Here is a 16,521-nt window from a genome sequence, read left to right on the forward strand (position 1 = left end):
CGGGAGTTTCGTGCAGCACGGCAGCTCGACCGGTATCCCTCCCGCCAGGGCTTGGCGGGTAGGTCTCGGCGAGTGCAGCGATCTATCGACTGCTGCCCGGCGTGTGCCTTGATGAGAGTGTGAGACAGGCCAGGAGACCCAGAATCTCGGGGGTGCGCCGAACCGCAGAGATCGCTTGCTTCGCGGCTGTGCTAGGTCTTGAGCGTAGTCAACTCGTGCGACCTGCGGCAACAGGACCCCGCTCGGCGTGTTCCACCATACCCCCTTTCACACAAGCACCGGCGTCATCCACGCCCAGCACTTCGCCGCGCCACTGCGATCCCGGCTCGAAATCGCCCGGGACCTCGGTCAACGCCAGCACCGTCGGTCCGGCGCCGCTGACCACGGCTGCCACACCGGCCGAGCGCAGCGCCGCGACAAGCGACGCGGTGCCCGGCATCGCGGGGCCCCGGTACCCCTGATGCAGCCGGTCCTCGGTGGCCGGGAACAGCAGCGCCGGGTCCCTCGTGAGGGCGTGCGTCAGCAGCGCGGCCCGGCCGGCGTTGAACGCGCCGTCGGCGTGCGGCACCTCGGACGGCAACGCGGCACGGGCGGTTGCCGTGTACCCACGCTCGTCGGGGATGAAAACTGTCGGCCGGACACCCGTCGCCGGCGCGAGGCTCACCGCCCGGGCGCCGGTCCCCTCGGTCCAGGCGATCGTGAAGCCGCCGAGCAGGCAAGGCGCGACGTTGTCCGGGTGCCCCTCGATCCGCGCGGCGATCCGCAGCGCGTCCGCGTCGTCGAGCAGCTCGAGCCCGCCCTCGACCAGGCCGCGGGCGAGTTGCACGCCGCCGACGATGGCCGCCGAGGAACTGCCCAGCCCGCGCGCCTGCGGGATCCGGTTCACGCAGCGCACCGCGAGACCGGGCGGGCGCTGCCCCAGCTCGTCGAAGGTGGCGAGCATGGCTCGTACGACAAGGTGGGTCTCGTCGGCAGGCAGCTCCCCCGCGCCCTGGCCGGTGACCTCCACGGTGAATCCGGAATCGGTCACCGTGGCGGTGAGGTCGTCGTAGAGCGTGAGCGCCAGGCCCAGCGCGTCGAAGCCGGGACCGAGGTTGGCGCTGGTCGCGGGCGTGCTGACGGAGACCGGCTCGGAGACGAAGGACAGGCCCATTCGCCACATGCTAGGGCTTGATCATTTCGAGGGCAGCGTCCCGCCCTGGTGTTCCCGAATGTCGAGGCGGCGGGTCGCGATCCGCCACACGACCGCGTACATCAGGGTGATCGAGGCGCACCCGGCCAGGATCCATCTCTGGTCGACGTGGTCGATCACCGCGCCGGCCCCGAGCTGGCTGATCGCGATGGCCAGAGTGGCGAGCATCATGTCGGTGGCGAAGACCCGCCCGCGCAAGGCGTCCGGCACCTCACCCTGCAGCGCGTAGTTGGAGAGGACCCAGTTGGTGCCGCCGGCGAAGTGCGCGACGAAGACCATCGCCACCACCAGCGGGAACCAGGGGCTGAACGCGACGCCCAGGTAACCGACGCCGTACAGCCCCATGGACAGCGCCAGACCGGGCAGCAGCAGGGCCGGCCGGTTCAGCACCGGGCGCATCAGCAACGGCCCGACCAGCGCGCCGGCTCCGCGCATGGCGAAGAGCAGACCGGCGCCGAGGGCACCCGCGCCGTGCGCCACCGCGATCAACGGGAAGACCGTCAGCACGCCGTTGCCCAGCCCGACCGCCGACTTGACGGTGACCAGGGCGCGCAGCCGCGGCCGGGCCCCGATGTAGCGCAGCCCCTCGGCCAGGGCGCGCAGCGTCTGCGGAGGCTCGCCACCGCTGCGCGGCGCCTGGAGCGGACGCCGGATCAGGCTGGTCAGCACGGTTCCGGTGAGGAGCAGGGCAGCGGTCACGGCGAAGCAGGCGTACGGGCCCGCGACCGTGCTCACCACGCCACCGAGCGACGCGCCCACCACCGTCATCGTGCCCCACGCCGAGCCCGCCACCGTGTTCGCGGCCGCCAGGTCCGCCGGGTCCACGACGTTCGGCAGCGCCGCCGAGGCGGCCGGGGAGTAGAAGGACTTCGCCACCGCCATGGCGCCGATCGCGACCAGCGCCAGGGGCGCGGTGGCCGCCGACTGCACGGCGAAGAGGAGCAGGACCGCGACGAACGAGGCGGAGTTGGCCGCGATCAGGATCTTCCGCCGGTCCACCCGGTCGGCGATCGTGCCGGTCCAGGGCAGCAGCAGCGCGTTGATCCCGGTGTCCACGGCGAGCACCATCGCGCCCCAGACCCCGCTGCCGGTCAGCTCCGGCAGGAGCACGAGCAACGGGACCATGACGAACCAGTCCGCACCGAAGACCACGAGCTCGGCCGAGAAGAGCCGCCGGAAATCACGGTTGCGGGTAAGGACCGAGAAGGCTTTTGGCACTCACCGACCCTACAAGTGCGGCAGAGACGGCGATGCCCGGCCACCGAGGTGACCGGGCATCACGTCCGCGGTGGTTCCGCCGCGGGTAGTTCTGTCGCTGCTTCTGTCGCTACTTCGCCTCACCGGGCTTGCGCGGCATCTTCAGCACCTCGAACTGGTCGGTGTATCCGCGCAGCGCACCACCCGCGTGCTTGCCCCCGCCGGAGTCCGCCGTGCCGACCGGCACCGCGTCGTCCGCCGGCTCGTCGCCCGCCGGCTCGTCGCCCTCCGGCGCGGCGTGCTTCGGCGTGTCGCCGCCGGACTTGGCGGCCCGCTTCGCCGCGCGCTTCGCCCGCGACTTCTCCTTGCGGTTCTCCACAAGCGTGTAGAGCGCGGGCACCAGCACCAGGGTCAGCAGCGTCGAGCTGACCAGACCGCCGATCACCACGATGGCCAGCGGCTGGGAGATGAAGCCGCCCTCGCCGGTGAGGCCGAGCGCCATCGGGATGAGCGCGAAGATGGTGGCGATCGCGGTCATCAGGATCGGTCGCAGCCGGTGCCGGCCGCCCTCGAGCACCGCTTCCTGGACGCCCATGCCGGCCGCCCGGTAGTGGTTGATCAGGTCCATCAGCACGATCGCGTTGGTGACCACGATGCCGACGAGCATCAGCACACCGATCAGAGCCGGTACGCCCAGCGGCGTGCCGGTGACCAGCAGCAGGGCGATCGCGCCGGTCGCGGCGAACGGGATCGAGACCAGCAGGATGATCGGCTGCAGGATGCTCCGGAACGTCGCCACCATGATGATGAAGACGATCGCGATGGCGGCCAGGACGGCGAGGCCCAGCTGCCCGAACGCCTCCTCCTGGTCGGCGCTGACGCCACCCACCGTGTACTCGGCGCCGGGCGGCAGGTCGAGCGAGTCCAGCTTCTTGGTGAGGTCCTGGTTGATCTCGGTCAGGTTGGAGCCGGTGACCGTGCCGGTGACCGTCGCGGTGCGGTTGCCGTCGACCCGGGTGATCTGCTCGGGGCCGTCGACCTGCTTGACGTCGGCCACCTGGTCCAGCGGGACGACGCCCTTGCTGGTGGTCAGCGGCAGGGCCTTGAGCGCGTCCGGGTCCGCCGGTGCGCTGCCGAACGAGATCACCACGTCCTGGGTGGCACCGTCGACGGAGATCTGACCGGCCGGGGCGGACCGGAACTGACCGGCCACGGCCTGGCCGATCTGGGCCTCGGTGAGCCCGGCCCGGGCGGCCGCGCCGCGGTCCACGACCACGTCGAGACGCGGGACGCTGGTCTTCAGGGTGGTGTCGACGTCGGTGACGCCGGAGATCCCGGCCATCGCCTCGCGCACCTGGTCGGTCGCGGTGCCCAGGACCGACGTGTCGGCGGCGGTCACCTCGACGGAGAGGCCGCTGCTGCCCACACCGGCGCCCTCCTGACCGATCTTGATCTCGCCGGCGTCACTCAGGCCGTCGAACTCGGTCCGCAGGTTCTCGGTGATCTTCTCGGCGTCGGCGTCCTCGGCCAGGGCCACGCTGAACGTCGCCGCTCCGGCACCGCCGCCACCGGCGAACGGGTTGGCCGCGCTGCCGCCGACGGTCACCTGGTAGGTCGTCACGTCGTCCTGCTCGGCGAGGATCGCCTCGACCTTCTTGGCCGCCTCGTCGGTGGCCGCCAGGCTGGTGCCGGCGGGCATCTCCTGCGAGATCGTGATGCTGTCCTGGCCGGAGTCGTCGAGGAAGTTCGTCTCCAGGCGGGTGGCCAGGCCCAGCGTGCCGAACAGCACCAGCACACCGATCAGCACCGTGGTCCAGCGCCGGGTGGTGGCGAACCGGATCACCGGGAGATATCCGCGCTGCAGCGGGTTGCGCAGCTCCTTCTCCTCGGCGGCCTTGCGGATCGCCTCGGTGTCGGCGCCGGGCGGCGGCGGCTTGAGGAACCAGTACGCCAGCACCGGCACCACGGTCAGCGCCACGAACAGCGATGCCAGCAGAGCCACCGTCACGGTGATCGCGAAGGACGAGAAGATCTGCCCGACCAGGCCGCCGACCAGGGCGATCGGGGCGAACACCGCGACCGTGGTGAGCGTCGACGCGGTGACGGCGCCGGACACCTCCTTCACCGCCGCGAGGATGGCGTGCACCTTTTCCTCGCCGTACTCGAGATGCCGTTTGATGTTCTCCAGCACCACGATCGAGTCGTCCACCACCCGGCCGACAGCGATGGTCAGCGCGCCGAGGGTGAGCAGGTTGAGCGTGTAGTCGCCGATCCAGAGGGCGATCAGCGCGACGAGCACGGACAGCGGGATGGAGACCGCCGTGACGAGCGTCGAGCGGACACTGAGCAGGAAGACCAGGATGACCACGACGGCCATCACGAGACCGAGCAGACCCTCCACGGTGAGGCTGTGGATGGACCGTTCGACATACGGCGCCTGGTCGGTGATCACGGTGAGCTGCGCGCCGGAGGTGGACTCCAGGCCGGCCAGCATGTCGCGGACCTCGTGCGAGATGGAGACCGGGTTGCCGTCGGGCCGGGCGGTGACCGCGATGCCGAGGCTGTCCACGCCGTCGGTCCGGGTGTACGACTCCGCGGCCGGCAGCTTGCTCGCCACACCCGCCACGTCACCGAGCCGCACCGGGCCACGGGAACCGGTCAGGTAGACGCCCTTGAGCTGGTCGATCGTGGTGATCGGGGTGCCCACCTGGACGGTCAGCGAGCGGTCGCCCTCGACCACGGCACCGGCCGGGATCGAGACACCGTTGGCCTGCAGCACCGTGGTGAGCGACTGCGGGCTGACCCCGGCCGCCCCCATCTTCGCCAGGTCCGGCGTGATCACGACCTGTTCGGCGCGGGCGCCGGTGACCTGCACGTCGCGGACGCCGCTGATGCCGTTGAGCTCCGGCACCACCGTCTCGTTGAGCTTGCTGAGCAGGTCGCTCTCGCCGCTGCCGCCGGTGGCGGCCAGCACGATCGCCGGGATGTCGTCGGTGCCGCCGGCGAAGACCGTCGGGTCGACGTCGTCCGGCAGCTGCGACTGGATCCGGTTCACCGAGGTGGTGACCTGGTTGACCGCGGACTCGATGTCGGTGCCGAACTCGAAGAGCACGACAACGCTTGACGCGTTCTCCCGCGAGGTCGACGTCACGCTGTCGATCCCGTCGATGCCCTTCACGGCGTCCTCGATCGGCTTCGTCACCTGCTCCTCGACGGCCTCCGGGGAGGCGCCGGGCAGCACCGCGCTGACGAACGCGGCGGGCAGCTCGATCGAGGGAAAGAGCTGCTGTTTGAGGGACGGGATCGCATAGATCCCGAAGCCGCTGATCACCAGAGCGATCAGGGCGACGAGACCTCGGTTGGCAAGGCTGAGCCGTGTCAGGGCTGACATGAGCGCTCCCCCGAGAAAAGTTCGGTCGATACTGATATTTTGCCTGACGCGAACAAATGGTTTTCGACCGGGGCCCGCTGGTAGCGTCCGTCATCAGATGGACACGGGCCGGCCATCAGCACGTCACCGAAGGAGCAGGCGCTGAGCGAGAAAGAGAAGCTCATCGCAGACATCATGGGCGCCCACATCCGGTTGCAGCACGTGTTTGCCGATGACCGGTCCGATCCGCTGTTCGCGACACACCTGACGATGTCGCAGCTGAAGATCCTGCTGCTGCTCGCCCGGCACGGCACGGTCGCCGGCGGCGAACTGGCCCGCATGCTGGGCGTCGGCGCTGCCGCCCTGAGCGGCATGATCGACCGCCTGGTCGTGCAGGACCTGGTGACACGCACAGAGGATCTCAACGACCGGCGGGTACGCCGGATCGGTCTCACCAGAGCAGGCACCGAAGTCATCGAGGGCATCATCACCGCAGGCGTCGCCCGGCAACGCGAGCTCCTCAGCCGCCTCTCAGCCGCCGAGCTGTCGGTGGTCGCCCAGGCGATGGAGTTGCTCCTGCGCGAGGCGGCGGCCGCCGCCACCGAACCCGAGTCCCCGCACGCCACCACCTGATCCGGACGCGCTGCGACCCCGGGACCAGTGGTTCCGGGGCCGCTGCCGTCAAGGCGTACGCAAGAAGGGGTCAGGCCAGGTCGAGAGCCTTCGCCGCGATGAGCGCGTCGTTGGCGATCACCGTGGGTGACGGGGCCGTGGAGATGGCCCATTCCGGGTCCTTGAGGCCGTGGCCGGTGACCGTGCAGACGACGCGCGCGCCCGCAGGGATCAGGCCGGCGGCCGACTGCTGGAGGAGGCCGGCGACGCTGGCGGCGCTGCCGAGCTCGACGAAGACGCCGACCTCGCGGGCCAGCAGGCGGTAGGCGTTGAGGATGTCGCGGTCGGTGACGGCGGAGATGAGGCCACCGGAGGCGTCGCGGGCGTCGAGGGCCTTCGTCCAGCTGGCCGGATTACCGATCCGGATCGCGGTGGCGATGGTGGACGGCTGCTCGACGACCTTGCCGTTGACGATGGGTGCGGCGCCGGAGGCCTGGAAGCCGAACATCTTCGGGAGCCTCGTCGAGTTCCCGGCCTCGTGGTCCTCCTGGTACCCCATCCAGTAGGCGGAGATGTTGCCGGCGTTGCCGACCGGCAGGCAGTGGATGTCGGGGGCGTCACCGAGGGCTTCGACGATCTCGAAGGCGGCGGTCTTCTGCCCGTGCAGGCGGAAGATGTTCACCGAGTTGACCAGGGAGACCGGGTAGTCCTGGGAGAGCTTGGAGGCCAGCGCCAGGCAGTCGTCGAAGTTGCCGTCGACCTGGAGCAGGTGGGCGCCGTGCACCAGGGCCTGCGCCAGCTTGCCCAGCGCGATCTTGCCCTGGGGCACCAGGACGGCGCAGGTGATGCCGGCGCGGGCGGCGTAGGCGGCGGCCGATGCGCTGGTGTTGCCGGTGGAGGCGCAGATGATCGCCTTGGCGCCCTCCTCGACCGCCTTGGAGACGGCCATGGTCATGCCGCGGTCCTTGAACGAACCGGTCGGGTTGGCGCCCTCCACCTTGAGGTAGACGTCCGCACCGACCCGCTGCGACAGCACCGGCGCGGGCACCAGCGGGGTGTTCCCCTCGTGCAACGAGACCACCGGGGTGGCGTCGGTGACCGGCAGCCGGTCCCGGTACGCCTCGATCAAGCCCCGCCACATGGCCTACTCCTAACTCGAGCCGGAACGATCGCCAGCAGGGACGATCGCGCAACAGAGTGCCGCAGGCATCCGATCTTCAGGACCGATTGCCCACTATGCAGGACGTGACGCGTCAGCCCGCGCCGCCTTCGACCCGGAGCACGCTCGCGATCGAGCGGACGCTGTCCAGCCGCGACAGTGCCTCGACGGTAGCCGCCAGGGCAGCGTCGGGGGCACTGTGCGTGACGATGACCAATTTCGCGTCATCCTCACGACCGGACTGCCGGACCGTGGCGATGGAGACCTCGTGCTGGGCGAAGACGCCGGCCACCGCCGCCAGGACACCCGGCCGCTCGGCCACGTCGAGGCTGATGTGGTAGCGCGTCATCGACTCGCCGATCGGCCGGACCGCGAGCCGCGCGTAGTTGCTCTCGCCGGGGGCCCGGGTGCCGCTGATCTTGTTACGGGCGGCCGCCACGATGTCACCGAGCACCGCGCTCGCGGTGGGCCGGCCACCGGCACCGCGGCCGTAGAACATCAGCGGACCGGCCGCCTCGGTCTCCACGAAGACGGCGTTGAACGCGTCACCGACCCCGGCCAGCGGGTGGGTCAGCGGGATCATCGCGGGATGCACGCGTACGGAGACCGAGTCGTCCCCCCGCTGCGCGATACAGAGCAGCTTGATCGTGCAGCCCATCTCCTTGGCGCTGGCCATGTCGCCCGCGGTCACCGAGGTCATGCCCTCGCGGAACACGTCCGCCGCGGTGACCCGGGTGTGGAAGGCGAGCGACGCGAGGATGGCCGCCTTGGCTGCCGCGTCGAAGCCCTCGACGTCGGCGGTCGGGTCGGCCTCCGCGTACCCCAGCTCGGTGGCCTCCTCGAGCGCCTCGCTGAAGCCGGCGCCGGTGGCCGCCATCGAGGAGAGGATGAAGTTGGTCGTGCCGTTCACGATGCCGGTGACCGCGGTGACCCGGTCGCCGTGCAGCGACTCCCGCAGCGGACGCAGCAGCGGGATCGCGCCCGCGACCGACGCCTCGTAGTACAGGTCGGCGCCGCCCTCGGCGGCCGCCTCGTGCAGGGCGCCGCCGTCCTCGGCGAGCAGGGCCTTGTTCGCCGTGACCACGCTCTTGCCCGCACGCAAGGCTTCGACCAGCCAGGTCCGCGCCGGCTCGATGCCGCCCACGACCTCGATCACCACGTCGACGTCGTCCCGCTTGATCAGCCCCAGCGCGTCGGTGGTGAGCAGCGCCGGGTCGACCGGCAGGTCACCGCGCTCGCGGCCGGGCCGGCGCACCGCGATGCCCACCAGCTCCAGCGGGGCACCGATCCGGGCGGTCAGGTCCTCGGCCTGCTCGTGCAGCAGCCGGACCACCTCGGTACCGACGGTGCCGCAGCCGAGCAGGGCGAGACGGACCGGTGCTTTTTCAGACAGCTCAGCTGCTGGGCTCATCCAACATCCAATGCAAGCAGGTCGTCCTCGGTCTCGCGCCGCACGATGACGCGGGCGGCGCCGTCGCGCACCGCCACCACGGGCGGCCGAGGAACGTGGTTGTAGTTGCTGGCCATGCTCCGGCAATAGGCGCCGGTCCCGGGCACCGCGACAAGATCTCCGGGCTGCACGTCGGCGGGCAGGAATTCATCCTTCACGACGATGTCCCCGGACTCACAATGTTTTCCCACAACGCGGGCGAGCATCGGTTCCGCCGCGCTGCGCCGGTTCGCCAGGGTCGCCGAGTACGAGGCGTCGTACAGAGCGGTCCGGATGTTGTCGCTCATCCCGCCGTCGACGCTCACATAGGTGCGGATGCCGTCCACGTCCTTGACCGTGCCCACCTCGTAGAGGGTCAGCACGGCCGGGCCGACGATGGCCCGCCCCGGCTCGATCGACAGATGCGGTACGCGCAGCGACGCCAGCTCGCACTCCGACTCGACGATCTTGTTGATCCGCTTGGCCAGGTCACCGGGCGTCGAGGGGTGGTCCTGGGTGGTGTACGCGATACCGAAGCCACCGCCCAGGTCCAGCTCCGGCAGCTCGACGCCGCGGGCGTCCCGGATCTGCGCCTGCAACTCCAGGATCCGCCGGGCGGACACCTCGAAGCCGCTGGTGTCGAAGATCTGCGAGCCGATGTGCGAGTGCAGGCCGCGCAGGTCGAGCACGTCCTCGTCGAGGATCTGGGCGGCCGCCGCGAACGCCGCGCCGCCGGCCAGCGAGAAGCCGAACTTCTGGTCCTCGTGCGCGGTCGCGATGAACTCGTGGGTGTGCGCCTCGACGCCCACCGTCACGCGGATCAGCACCCCCGGACGCTTGCCGGCCTGGCGGGCCAGCTCGGTGAGGCGGGCGATCTCGTCGAACGAGTCCACGATGATCCGGCCCACCCCGGCGTCGAGTGCGCGCCGCAGCTCGGACACCGACTTGTTGTTGCCGTGGAACCCGATCCGCTCGGGCGGGAAGCCGGCCGCGAGTGCCACCGCCAGCTCACCACCGGAGCAGACGTCGAGGAAGAGCCCCTCCTCCTCGATGATCCGGACGACCGCCTTGCAGAGGAAGGACTTGCCCGCGTAGAAGACGTCGGCACCGGTGAACGCGGCCTTGAAGTCGCGGCAACGGGCCCGCAGGTCGTCCTCGTCGAGCAGGTAGGCAGGGGTGCCGTAGTCGGAGGCGAGGTCGGCGACACTCACCTTGCCGATCTCCAGCGCGCCGCCCTCGGCACGCACCACGGTCCGCGGCCACAGCTGCGGCACCAGGGCGTTGACGTCCTCCGGCGTACGCAGCCAGGCCGGCCCGCGGCTGCCGATGTCACCGTGCAGGGCACCGGCCTCGTGTGCGCGCATGCCTACATCCTCTCCGGGGCCGAGACGCCGAGGAGGGACAACCCGTTCGCGATAACCGTACGGGTGGCGTCGTTGAGCCAGAGCCGGGCGCGGTGCAGATCGGTGATCTTCTCGTCCCCGAGCGGGGTGACCCGGCACTCCCCGTAGAACCGGTGGTAGTCGCCGGAGACCTTCTCCAGGTAGCGGGCGACGTGGTGCGGCTCCCGGAGCTCGGCCGAGCGGGCGATCACGTCCGGGTACTCGTTCAGGCTCTTGAGAAGGGCGTTCTCCTTCTCGTGGGTGAGCAGGTCCGGCTTGAAATCGGCCGCGTCACCCCGGGTCAGACCGAGGTCCGCGGCGTTGCGGGCGACGCTGGCGGTGCGGGCCGCCACGTACTGCACGTAGTACACCGGGTTCTCGTTGCCGGCCTTCGTCCACAGGTCGATGTCGATGTCGATCGGGGAGTCGCTGGAGTAGCGGGCCAGGGCGTACCGGGTGGCGTCCACGCCGAGCGCCTCGACGAAGTCCTCCAGCGTGACCACCGTGCCGGCCCGCTTGCTCATCCGCACCGGCTCACCGTCACGGACCAGGTTGACCAGCTGGCCGATCAGGATTTCCAGGTTCTTGTCAGGGTCGTCGCCGAAGCACGCCGACATCGCCTTCATCCGGCCGATGTAGCCGTGGTGGTCGGCGCCTAGCATGATCACGACCCGGTCGAAGCCGCGCTTGCGCTTGTCCAGGTAGTAGGCGCAGTCGGCGGCGAAGTACGTCCAGTCGCCGTCGGACTTGCGCAGCACCCGGTCCTTGTCGTCACCGAACTCGGTGGTACGCAGCCAGGTCGCACCCTCGGACTCGAAGATGTGCCCCTGCTCGCGCAGCCGGTCCAGCGCCTCCTGAAGCTCGCCGCGGTCGTGCAGGTCCTTCTCGTTGAAGTAGGTGTCGAAGTGCACCCCGAAGTCGGCCAGCGACGCCTTGATCTCGGCGAACATCAGCTCCACGCCGACCTGCCGGAACGTCTCCTGCGCCGCCTCGTCGGACTGCGACAGCACGTCCGGCGCGCCCTTGACCACCTCGGCCGCGATCTCCGCGATGTAGGCGCCGCCGTACCCGTCCTCCGGTGCCGGCTCGCCCTTCGCCGCGGCGAGCAGGGACCGGGCGAACCGGTCGATCTGGGAGCCCGCGTCGTTGAAGTAGTACTCCGTGCCGACCTCCGCGCCCGCGGTGCGCAGCAGACGGGAGAGCGCGTCACCGACGGCCGCCCAGCGGACCCCGCCGATGTGCACCGGACCGGTCGGGTTCGCCGAGACGAACTCCAGGTTGATGCGCTCACCGGCGAACCGCTCGGTCCGGCCGTAGGCTGAGCCGGCGAGCACGATGTCGCGGGCCAGCCCCCCGGTCGCCGCCGCGTCCAGCCGGATGTTCAGGAAGCCCGGGCCGGCGATCTCCACCGACTTGATGCCGGGACGTCGCCCCAGTTCCTCGGCGAGGGCGGCAGCCAGCTCGCGCGGCGCCACCCCGGCCTTCTTGCCGACCTGCAGGGCGATGGTCGAGGCATAGTCGCCGTGCTCAGGGTTGCGCGGCCGCTCCACCGCCGTGCTGGCGGGCAGCGCGGAGGCGTCCAGACCACGCGTCTCGAATACGGCACGAGCAGCTGAGAGAACGGTGTCAGCAAGGTTGGCGGGAGTCACTGGGCCATGCTATCGGGGGTAGACTTCGGCGTTCGGCGGCCACCCGAGCCCCGCCCTTCCAATCTTTATCGAATCGACGAGGCGCGATGAGCATGAGCACGCCGGGGCCCGAACGGGTCCCGTCCACCGTCAAGGTCGGCAAGACGACCGGCCAGGGCAAGCCCCCGACCGGCAAGCCCGCCGCCAACCGTCCCGGCGCCAACCGTCCCGGCGGTAAGGGCGGCAAGGGCGGCGGCAAGGGCCGCAAGCCAGTCACCCCGGTCAAGGTCGCCGGCGGGCGGAACTGGGGGCCGATCCTGGTCGCCGGCGCGGTCGTGCTGATCGCCGCCGGCATCATCGGCTACGGCGTGTTCGCCTCCGTCCAGGGCAGCAAGCCGTGGGAGGAGCAGGCCCAGGCCATCGAGGGCGTCGTCGACTACCGCGCGCAGAAGAACCCGCAGATCGACGACCGGACCCACAAAGAGGGCCCGCAGACCTACGTGACGAACCCGCCCGTCGGTGGCGCGCACAACCCGGCGTGGCAGAACTGCATGGGCGACGTCTACACCGAGCCCATCGCGAACGAGCACGCGGTGCACAGCCTCGAGCACGGTGCCGTCTGGCTGACCTACAAGCAGGGTCTCGCCGCCGACCAGGTGGAGAAGCTGCAGGAGAAGGTCCAGGGCAAGGAGTTCACCTTCATGTCCCCGGTCGCCAACCTCGACAAGAACGTCTCCGTCCAGGCCTGGGGCTACCAGCTCAAGGTCGACAGCGCCGACGACAGCCGCATCGACGAATTCATCCGAGCCACCCGCGTGAAGGCCTCCGTCGAGCCCGGCGCCACCTGCTCCAGCGGCAACACCACCAGCGACCCGGTCCCCGCCGCCCCGGCGGCCACTTCCTGATGATCTCGGAAGTCTCGTCCTCCCCCTCGGGCGCGTCCACGGACACGCCCGGGGCGGGGGGCACCCCGAGCCGGCGATTCGGCTACACCGCCGTCGCGGTGCTCGTCGTCGGCCTGCTGCTCGGCCTCGGCGCCGGCCTGGTGATCCCCGGGCTGCGCACCCCCGGCGACGACTCGGTGGAAGCCGGCTTCCTGCGGGACATGTCCACCCACCACGCCCAGGCCGTCGAAATGGCGATGATCGCCCACACCGGCTCCGACGACCCCGCCATCGTCACCCTCTCCAGCGACATCGCCACCACCCAGCAGGGCCAGGTCGGCTACATGCAGTCCTGGCTGCGCGACTGGCACCTGTCCCCCACCGGCACCACCGAACCGATGGCCTGGATCCCCGGCTCCGAAGGCGCCATCGTCAACGGCCTGATGCCCGGCATGGCCACTCCCGACCAGATGGCCACCCTGCGCGAAGCCACCGGCAAAGACCTCGACGTCCAATTCCTCACCCTGATGCGCGCCCACCACGTCGGCGGCGTGCACATGGCCCAGGAAGCCCTGAAGCTCTCCGACAACACCGACGTCACCTGGCTCGCCCAGAGCATGGTCGCCGCCCAGCAAGGCGAGATCCAGCTCATCGATTCCCTGCTCAAGCGCATCCAGACCCCCTGAGACGCGACACCGCCGGAACCGGTTGGCGATGGCTCCGGGGGGCCTGCTAGAGTTCTGAACCACTGGGCCCCCGTAGCTCAGGGGATAGAGCGTCGCCCTCCGGAGGCGAAAGCGCAGGTTCGAATCCTGCCGGGGGCACGAGCTCGAGCGATCTATGTCCGCTGAAAAGCGCGGACCTGGGTCGCTCGTCTTGCTTTCTGGGGGCCGAGCCCCCAGACCCCGCGGTGCGGTGGGGGCGCTTCTTGCGTCGGTTGCTGCCCTGTGGTGGGGTTTCCCTGGGGCTTGGCGCCCCGGAAGCATGTTCGGGTGCGGGGTGGTGGGTCTGTTGCGGTTGTTCGGGCCTACCGTGAGGACCGCCTCTGCCGGGATTGTTCTGCTGGCGTTCGCGCTGGCCGTGTGTCACCGCTCCGGAAGCCGCACGCCAGGCGCCTAAACCTTCGCGTCCTGGGCGGTGTTGATCTGCTAGCGCTACGAAATTGCGGTTTAAGCCCCATGATCATCGCGATGTTGTAGCGCTGGCAGATCGATATCTCGCCGGGGATGGCGTGTCTGGCGTCATCGGGGCGGGAAGCGGGACGTGGGGTTGATGCGGGCGGTGTCGGATGGGCGGCGATGGGGTTCCAAGCCCATGGAGCCAGCTCCGCCGCGCGCCGCACTCACCGGCGGCCGCACTCCAGGACCGCCGCCTTCCTTGACTGTGGTCGACGCCGCTGGCGAGCGGTATTCGTACGCCGGCCGGCACTTCCGCCTCCAGGACGCCCCCGCCCTGCCCGAACCGGTGCAGGAACCCGGCCCACCGGTGATCGTCGGTGGCCGTGGCTGCCGGCGCACGCCCGAGCTGGCTGCCCGCGTCGCCCGGCTAGTTCAACCTGCCGTTCACCCCGCTCGCGCAGAGCGCCGACCTCCGGGGCCGGGTCCGCGAGGCCTGCGCGAAGCACGGAGCGAACGGACCCGCCCGTCAGCGAACGGTCGGCCCGTCAGCGAACGGCCGTCACGGCAGGTCGCCGCGGAGGATGCGGGCCAGGTAGGACTCGCTGCGCAGCTCGTGCGGCTGGTACTTGTAGCGCAGCTTGTGCGCGAACGAGCCCTCCATCACGGTCTGGTACATGTCCGGGTCGTACGACTCCAGCATCACCGTCTGCAGGGCGTGCGGCGGTTTCGAGTTCAGTCGCAACCCGGCGTCCCACTCGGCACGGAACCGGTCGTCGAGGTGGTAAAGCATCTCGAAGACGTGGTGCATCAGGAAGTAGTCGATCAGCTCGCCGCGCTTCTCCCACCAGAGGAAGCAGGCGGCCCGCCACAGGTGGATCACGTAGCTGCCCGGTCGCGCGGCAAGGAACCAGCTGGAGATGTACGGCCCGGTGTAGTTGAACGCGAACACGCTGCTGCGCTCCAGCGCCCTGGTGATGTGCGGGCGCAGCGGCTCGGAGACCAGGCAGGTGCCGTCCACCCAGATCCCGCCGAACTTCTCCAGCAGCAGCAACCGGAGCAGGTCGGAGAAGTGGGTGCGGTTGCCGTCCAGCGCCTCCATCAGACCGCCGGGCACGTCCACATAGGCGCTGATGTTGGCGTCGGTCAGCTCGTGCACCCGGTTGCCGGGGTTGTTCTCCTTCAGCGCGGCCAGGCAGGCCCGCACCACCGGCGGCGCCGCCTCGAAACCCTGCGCCCAGTAGACGAAGATCGGCTGGTCGAAGGTGCTCGTCACCGGCCGGGCCAGGCGCTGCTCGGCCTGGGTGCGGATCTGACCCAGGTGCTCGGCGACGAAGACGCCCAGTTCGCGGCGGGCGCCGTAGGACTTGACGTCGAGGTCGAGCACGGCCGGGCCGTCGAACGGCAGCTTGGTGTCGTGCACCAGGGCCGCCCGCGACGTCCGCTTGCTGTCCTCACGCCGCTTCAGCTTGTCGTAGGCGAAGGCGAGCGCGTAACCCCGCTCGTACGCCTCCGGTTTGGCGTTCACCGCGGTGCGCAGCAGTTTCTCGGCGGCCGCCCACTTGTGTTCGGCGAGGGCGAGGCGGCCCAGCTCGTACGACGCTTCGCCGTCCGGGTCGCCGGCCTTGACCATTTTGCGCAGCGCCTTGGCCGCCGCCTCCCGGTCGCCCCGGGCCAGCGCGATGCGTGCCGTGGTCAGCCGGTCCCCGGGCAGGTGCCGGCGCAGGTAGGCGGCTTCCTCCTCGAGCCCGGCGCGGGCCAGCCGGACCGCTGCCGCGGCGATCTCGGCCGGCGTGGCACCCTCGGCGATCCGCAGGGTGCGGCGGGCCGGCGAGGCGTCCGGTTCACCGGTCCAGGCGTGGGTGTGGAACGTGTCGTCCGGAGTGGACCCGTCGAAGTGGTCGACCGGAACCCCGGTCTCGGTGAGCGTGTAGTCGTACCAGTAGACGGTGCCGTTGCCCGCGGACATGCCGCTGTGCAGGCGGATCCAGGCGCCCTTCGCGGACGCCGGAATGGTGAACGTCACACTGATCCGGTGGTGGCCGTGCTCGTTGGGCGCGGCTGCGGACTGGGCGAGCGTCCACTTCACCGCCTCGTCGACGATGCAGCCGGGGATGAGGCGCAGCGCCGCGGCGTTGAGCGTGCCGGTGAGCGGCTCGTCCAGGTAGACCGAGACGCTCGCCGTGTAGGTGCCGCCCGCGCGCATGCCGAGACGGAACTGGCCGGGGGCGTTGCGGCCGCCCGGTGCGATGTGCGTGTCGTTGTTGCCGCCGACCCCTTCGACGCGCGCGCCGCGCACCCCGGGCAGACCCGGGACCTCGGTGAACTCGCACGAGTTGTGGGAGTGGACGTAGACGCCACCGGCTTCGAACGGCCGGTCCGGCGCGCCCCGGAAACCGGGGTCGGGCACCAGGTTGATCACTTCGGGGGCGACCGGCGGTGGGGGCGGCGGGGTGGGACGCAACCGGCGGCGAGCCGCGGCCCGGACCCGGGCCAGCCTGCTTCGGAGGGTGTTCGCAGTCGCCGTCATCGATGTCCCTTTCGCCCGACGTT

The 16,521-nt window shown here is 70.4% G+C and carries 11 protein-coding genes, 1 tRNA gene and 1 pseudogene; 5 read left to right on the plus strand and 8 right to left on the minus strand.

The annotated features are described in order from the left end of the window. Positions 1-208: 208 nt before the first annotated feature. The 3 genes from thrB to LPA41_RS16700 form a co-directional block, all read right to left on the minus strand. Positions 209-1,153: a homoserine kinase gene (gene thrB / locus LPA41_RS16690; RefSeq protein WP_229071307.1), complete on the minus strand. Its 945-nt coding sequence runs from the start codon at positions 1,151-1,153 to the stop codon at positions 209-211. A gap of 21 nt (positions 1,154-1,174) precedes the next feature. Next, a complete protein-coding gene (locus tag LPA41_RS16695) occupies positions 1,175-2,410 on the minus strand; it encodes an MFS transporter (RefSeq protein WP_229071308.1) in 1,236 nt (411 codons plus the stop codon). A 109-nt stretch (positions 2,411-2,519) separates the two neighbouring features. Further along, positions 2,520-5,780 (minus strand): efflux RND transporter permease subunit, encoded by a 3,261-nt coding sequence (locus LPA41_RS16700; RefSeq protein ID WP_229071309.1) that lies wholly within the window; start codon positions 5,778-5,780, stop codon positions 2,520-2,522. A 174-nt stretch (positions 5,781-5,954) separates the two neighbouring features. Between LPA41_RS16700 and LPA41_RS16705 the strand changes: the two genes are divergently transcribed. Beyond that, a complete protein-coding gene (locus LPA41_RS16705) occupies positions 5,955-6,392 on the plus strand; it encodes a MarR family transcriptional regulator (protein ID WP_229071310.1) in 438 nt (145 codons plus the stop codon). A gap of 70 nt (positions 6,393-6,462) precedes the next feature. Here the strand turns inward: LPA41_RS16705 and thrC are convergent, their stop codons facing one another. The 4 genes from thrC to argS all read right to left on the minus strand — a co-directional run bounded on the left by thrC (position 6,463) and on the right by argS (position 11,990). After that, entirely contained in the window at positions 6,463-7,512 is a 1,050-nt protein-coding gene (thrC, locus tag LPA41_RS16710; RefSeq protein WP_229071311.1) for a threonine synthase, read from the minus strand. A 112-nt stretch (positions 7,513-7,624) separates the two neighbouring features. Further along, the gene (locus LPA41_RS16715) at positions 7,625-8,941 is read right to left on the minus strand and encodes a homoserine dehydrogenase (protein ID WP_229071312.1); all 1,317 of its coding nucleotides are present in this window, start codon (positions 8,939-8,941) and stop codon (positions 7,625-7,627) included. Beyond that, positions 8,938-10,323, minus strand: coding sequence for a diaminopimelate decarboxylase (gene lysA / locus LPA41_RS16720; protein ID WP_229071313.1), 1,386 nt, complete (start codon positions 10,321-10,323; stop codon positions 8,938-8,940). Before lysA ends, LPA41_RS16715 begins: the two co-directional genes overlap by 4 nt. A 2-nt stretch (positions 10,324-10,325) precedes the next feature. After that, positions 10,326-11,990 carry an arginine--tRNA ligase gene (argS, locus tag LPA41_RS16725; RefSeq protein WP_229071314.1) on the minus strand — a complete coding sequence of 555 codons (1,665 nt, stop codon included), beginning with the start codon at positions 11,988-11,990 and terminating at the stop codon, positions 10,326-10,328. An 86-nt stretch (positions 11,991-12,076) separates the two neighbouring features. Here argS and LPA41_RS16730 point away from each other — a divergent pair, with 86 nt between their 5' ends. From LPA41_RS16730 to LPA41_RS16745, 4 genes and pseudogenes are all read left to right on the plus strand, one after another. Further along, on the plus strand, positions 12,077-12,874 hold the full coding sequence (locus LPA41_RS16730; protein ID WP_229071315.1) for a DUF3105 domain-containing protein: 798 nt from the start codon (positions 12,077-12,079) through the stop codon (positions 12,872-12,874). Further along, positions 12,874-13,539, plus strand: coding sequence for a DUF305 domain-containing protein (locus tag LPA41_RS16735; protein WP_229071316.1), 666 nt, complete (start codon positions 12,874-12,876; stop codon positions 13,537-13,539). Before LPA41_RS16730 ends, LPA41_RS16735 begins: the two co-directional genes overlap by 1 nt. 66 nt (positions 13,540-13,605) lie before the next feature. Further along, a tRNA-Arg gene (locus LPA41_RS16740) sits at positions 13,606-13,677 on the plus strand. 557 nt (positions 13,678-14,234) lie between these two features. Next, positions 14,235-14,501: pseudogene (locus LPA41_RS16745) on the plus strand (LLM class flavin-dependent oxidoreductase); the annotation flags it as partial. Between the two features lie 29 nt (positions 14,502-14,530). On the opposite strand, the gene LPA41_RS16750 reads toward LPA41_RS16745, so the two are convergent. Further along, complete coding sequence (locus tag LPA41_RS16750) at positions 14,531-16,498, minus strand: capsular polysaccharide synthesis protein (RefSeq protein WP_229071317.1); 1,968 nt, start codon at positions 16,496-16,498, stop codon at positions 14,531-14,533. Positions 16,499-16,521: the final 23 nt, after the last annotated feature.

Origin of the sequence: Actinoplanes sp. DH11, assembly GCF_020873875.1 — a bacterium.
GTDB lineage: Bacteria > Actinomycetota > Actinomycetes > Mycobacteriales > Micromonosporaceae > Actinoplanes.

What these genes read in the sequence shown, in the direction of transcription:
- LPA41_RS16705 (WP_229071310.1), top strand. Translation starts at nt 5,955, where the DNA reads ATGGGCGCCCACATCCGGTTGCAGCACGTGTTTGCCGATGACCGGTCC.
- LPA41_RS16750 (WP_229071317.1), bottom strand. Translation starts at nt 16,498, where the DNA reads ATGACGGCGACTGCGAACACCCTCCGAAGCAGGCTGGCCCGGGTCCGG.
- LPA41_RS16715 (WP_229071312.1), bottom strand. Translation starts at nt 8,941, where the DNA reads ATGAGCCCAGCAGCTGAGCTGTCTGAAAAAGCACCGGTCCGTCTCGCC.
- lysA (WP_229071313.1), bottom strand. Translation starts at nt 10,323, where the DNA reads ATGCGCGCACACGAGGCCGGTGCCCTGCACGGTGACATCGGCAGCCGC.
- thrB (WP_229071307.1), bottom strand. Translation starts at nt 1,153, where the DNA reads ATGGGCCTGTCCTTCGTCTCCGAGCCGGTCTCCGTCAGCACGCCCGCG.
- LPA41_RS16730 (WP_229071315.1), top strand. Translation starts at nt 12,077, where the DNA reads ATGAGCATGAGCACGCCGGGGCCCGAACGGGTCCCGTCCACCGTCAAG.
- LPA41_RS16700 (WP_229071309.1), bottom strand. Translation starts at nt 5,780, where the DNA reads ATGTCAGCCCTGACACGGCTCAGCCTTGCCAACCGAGGTCTCGTCGCC.
- LPA41_RS16735 (WP_229071316.1), top strand. Translation starts at nt 12,874, where the DNA reads ATGATCTCGGAAGTCTCGTCCTCCCCCTCGGGCGCGTCCACGGACACG.
- thrC (WP_229071311.1), bottom strand. Translation starts at nt 7,512, where the DNA reads ATGTGGCGGGGCTTGATCGAGGCGTACCGGGACCGGCTGCCGGTCACC.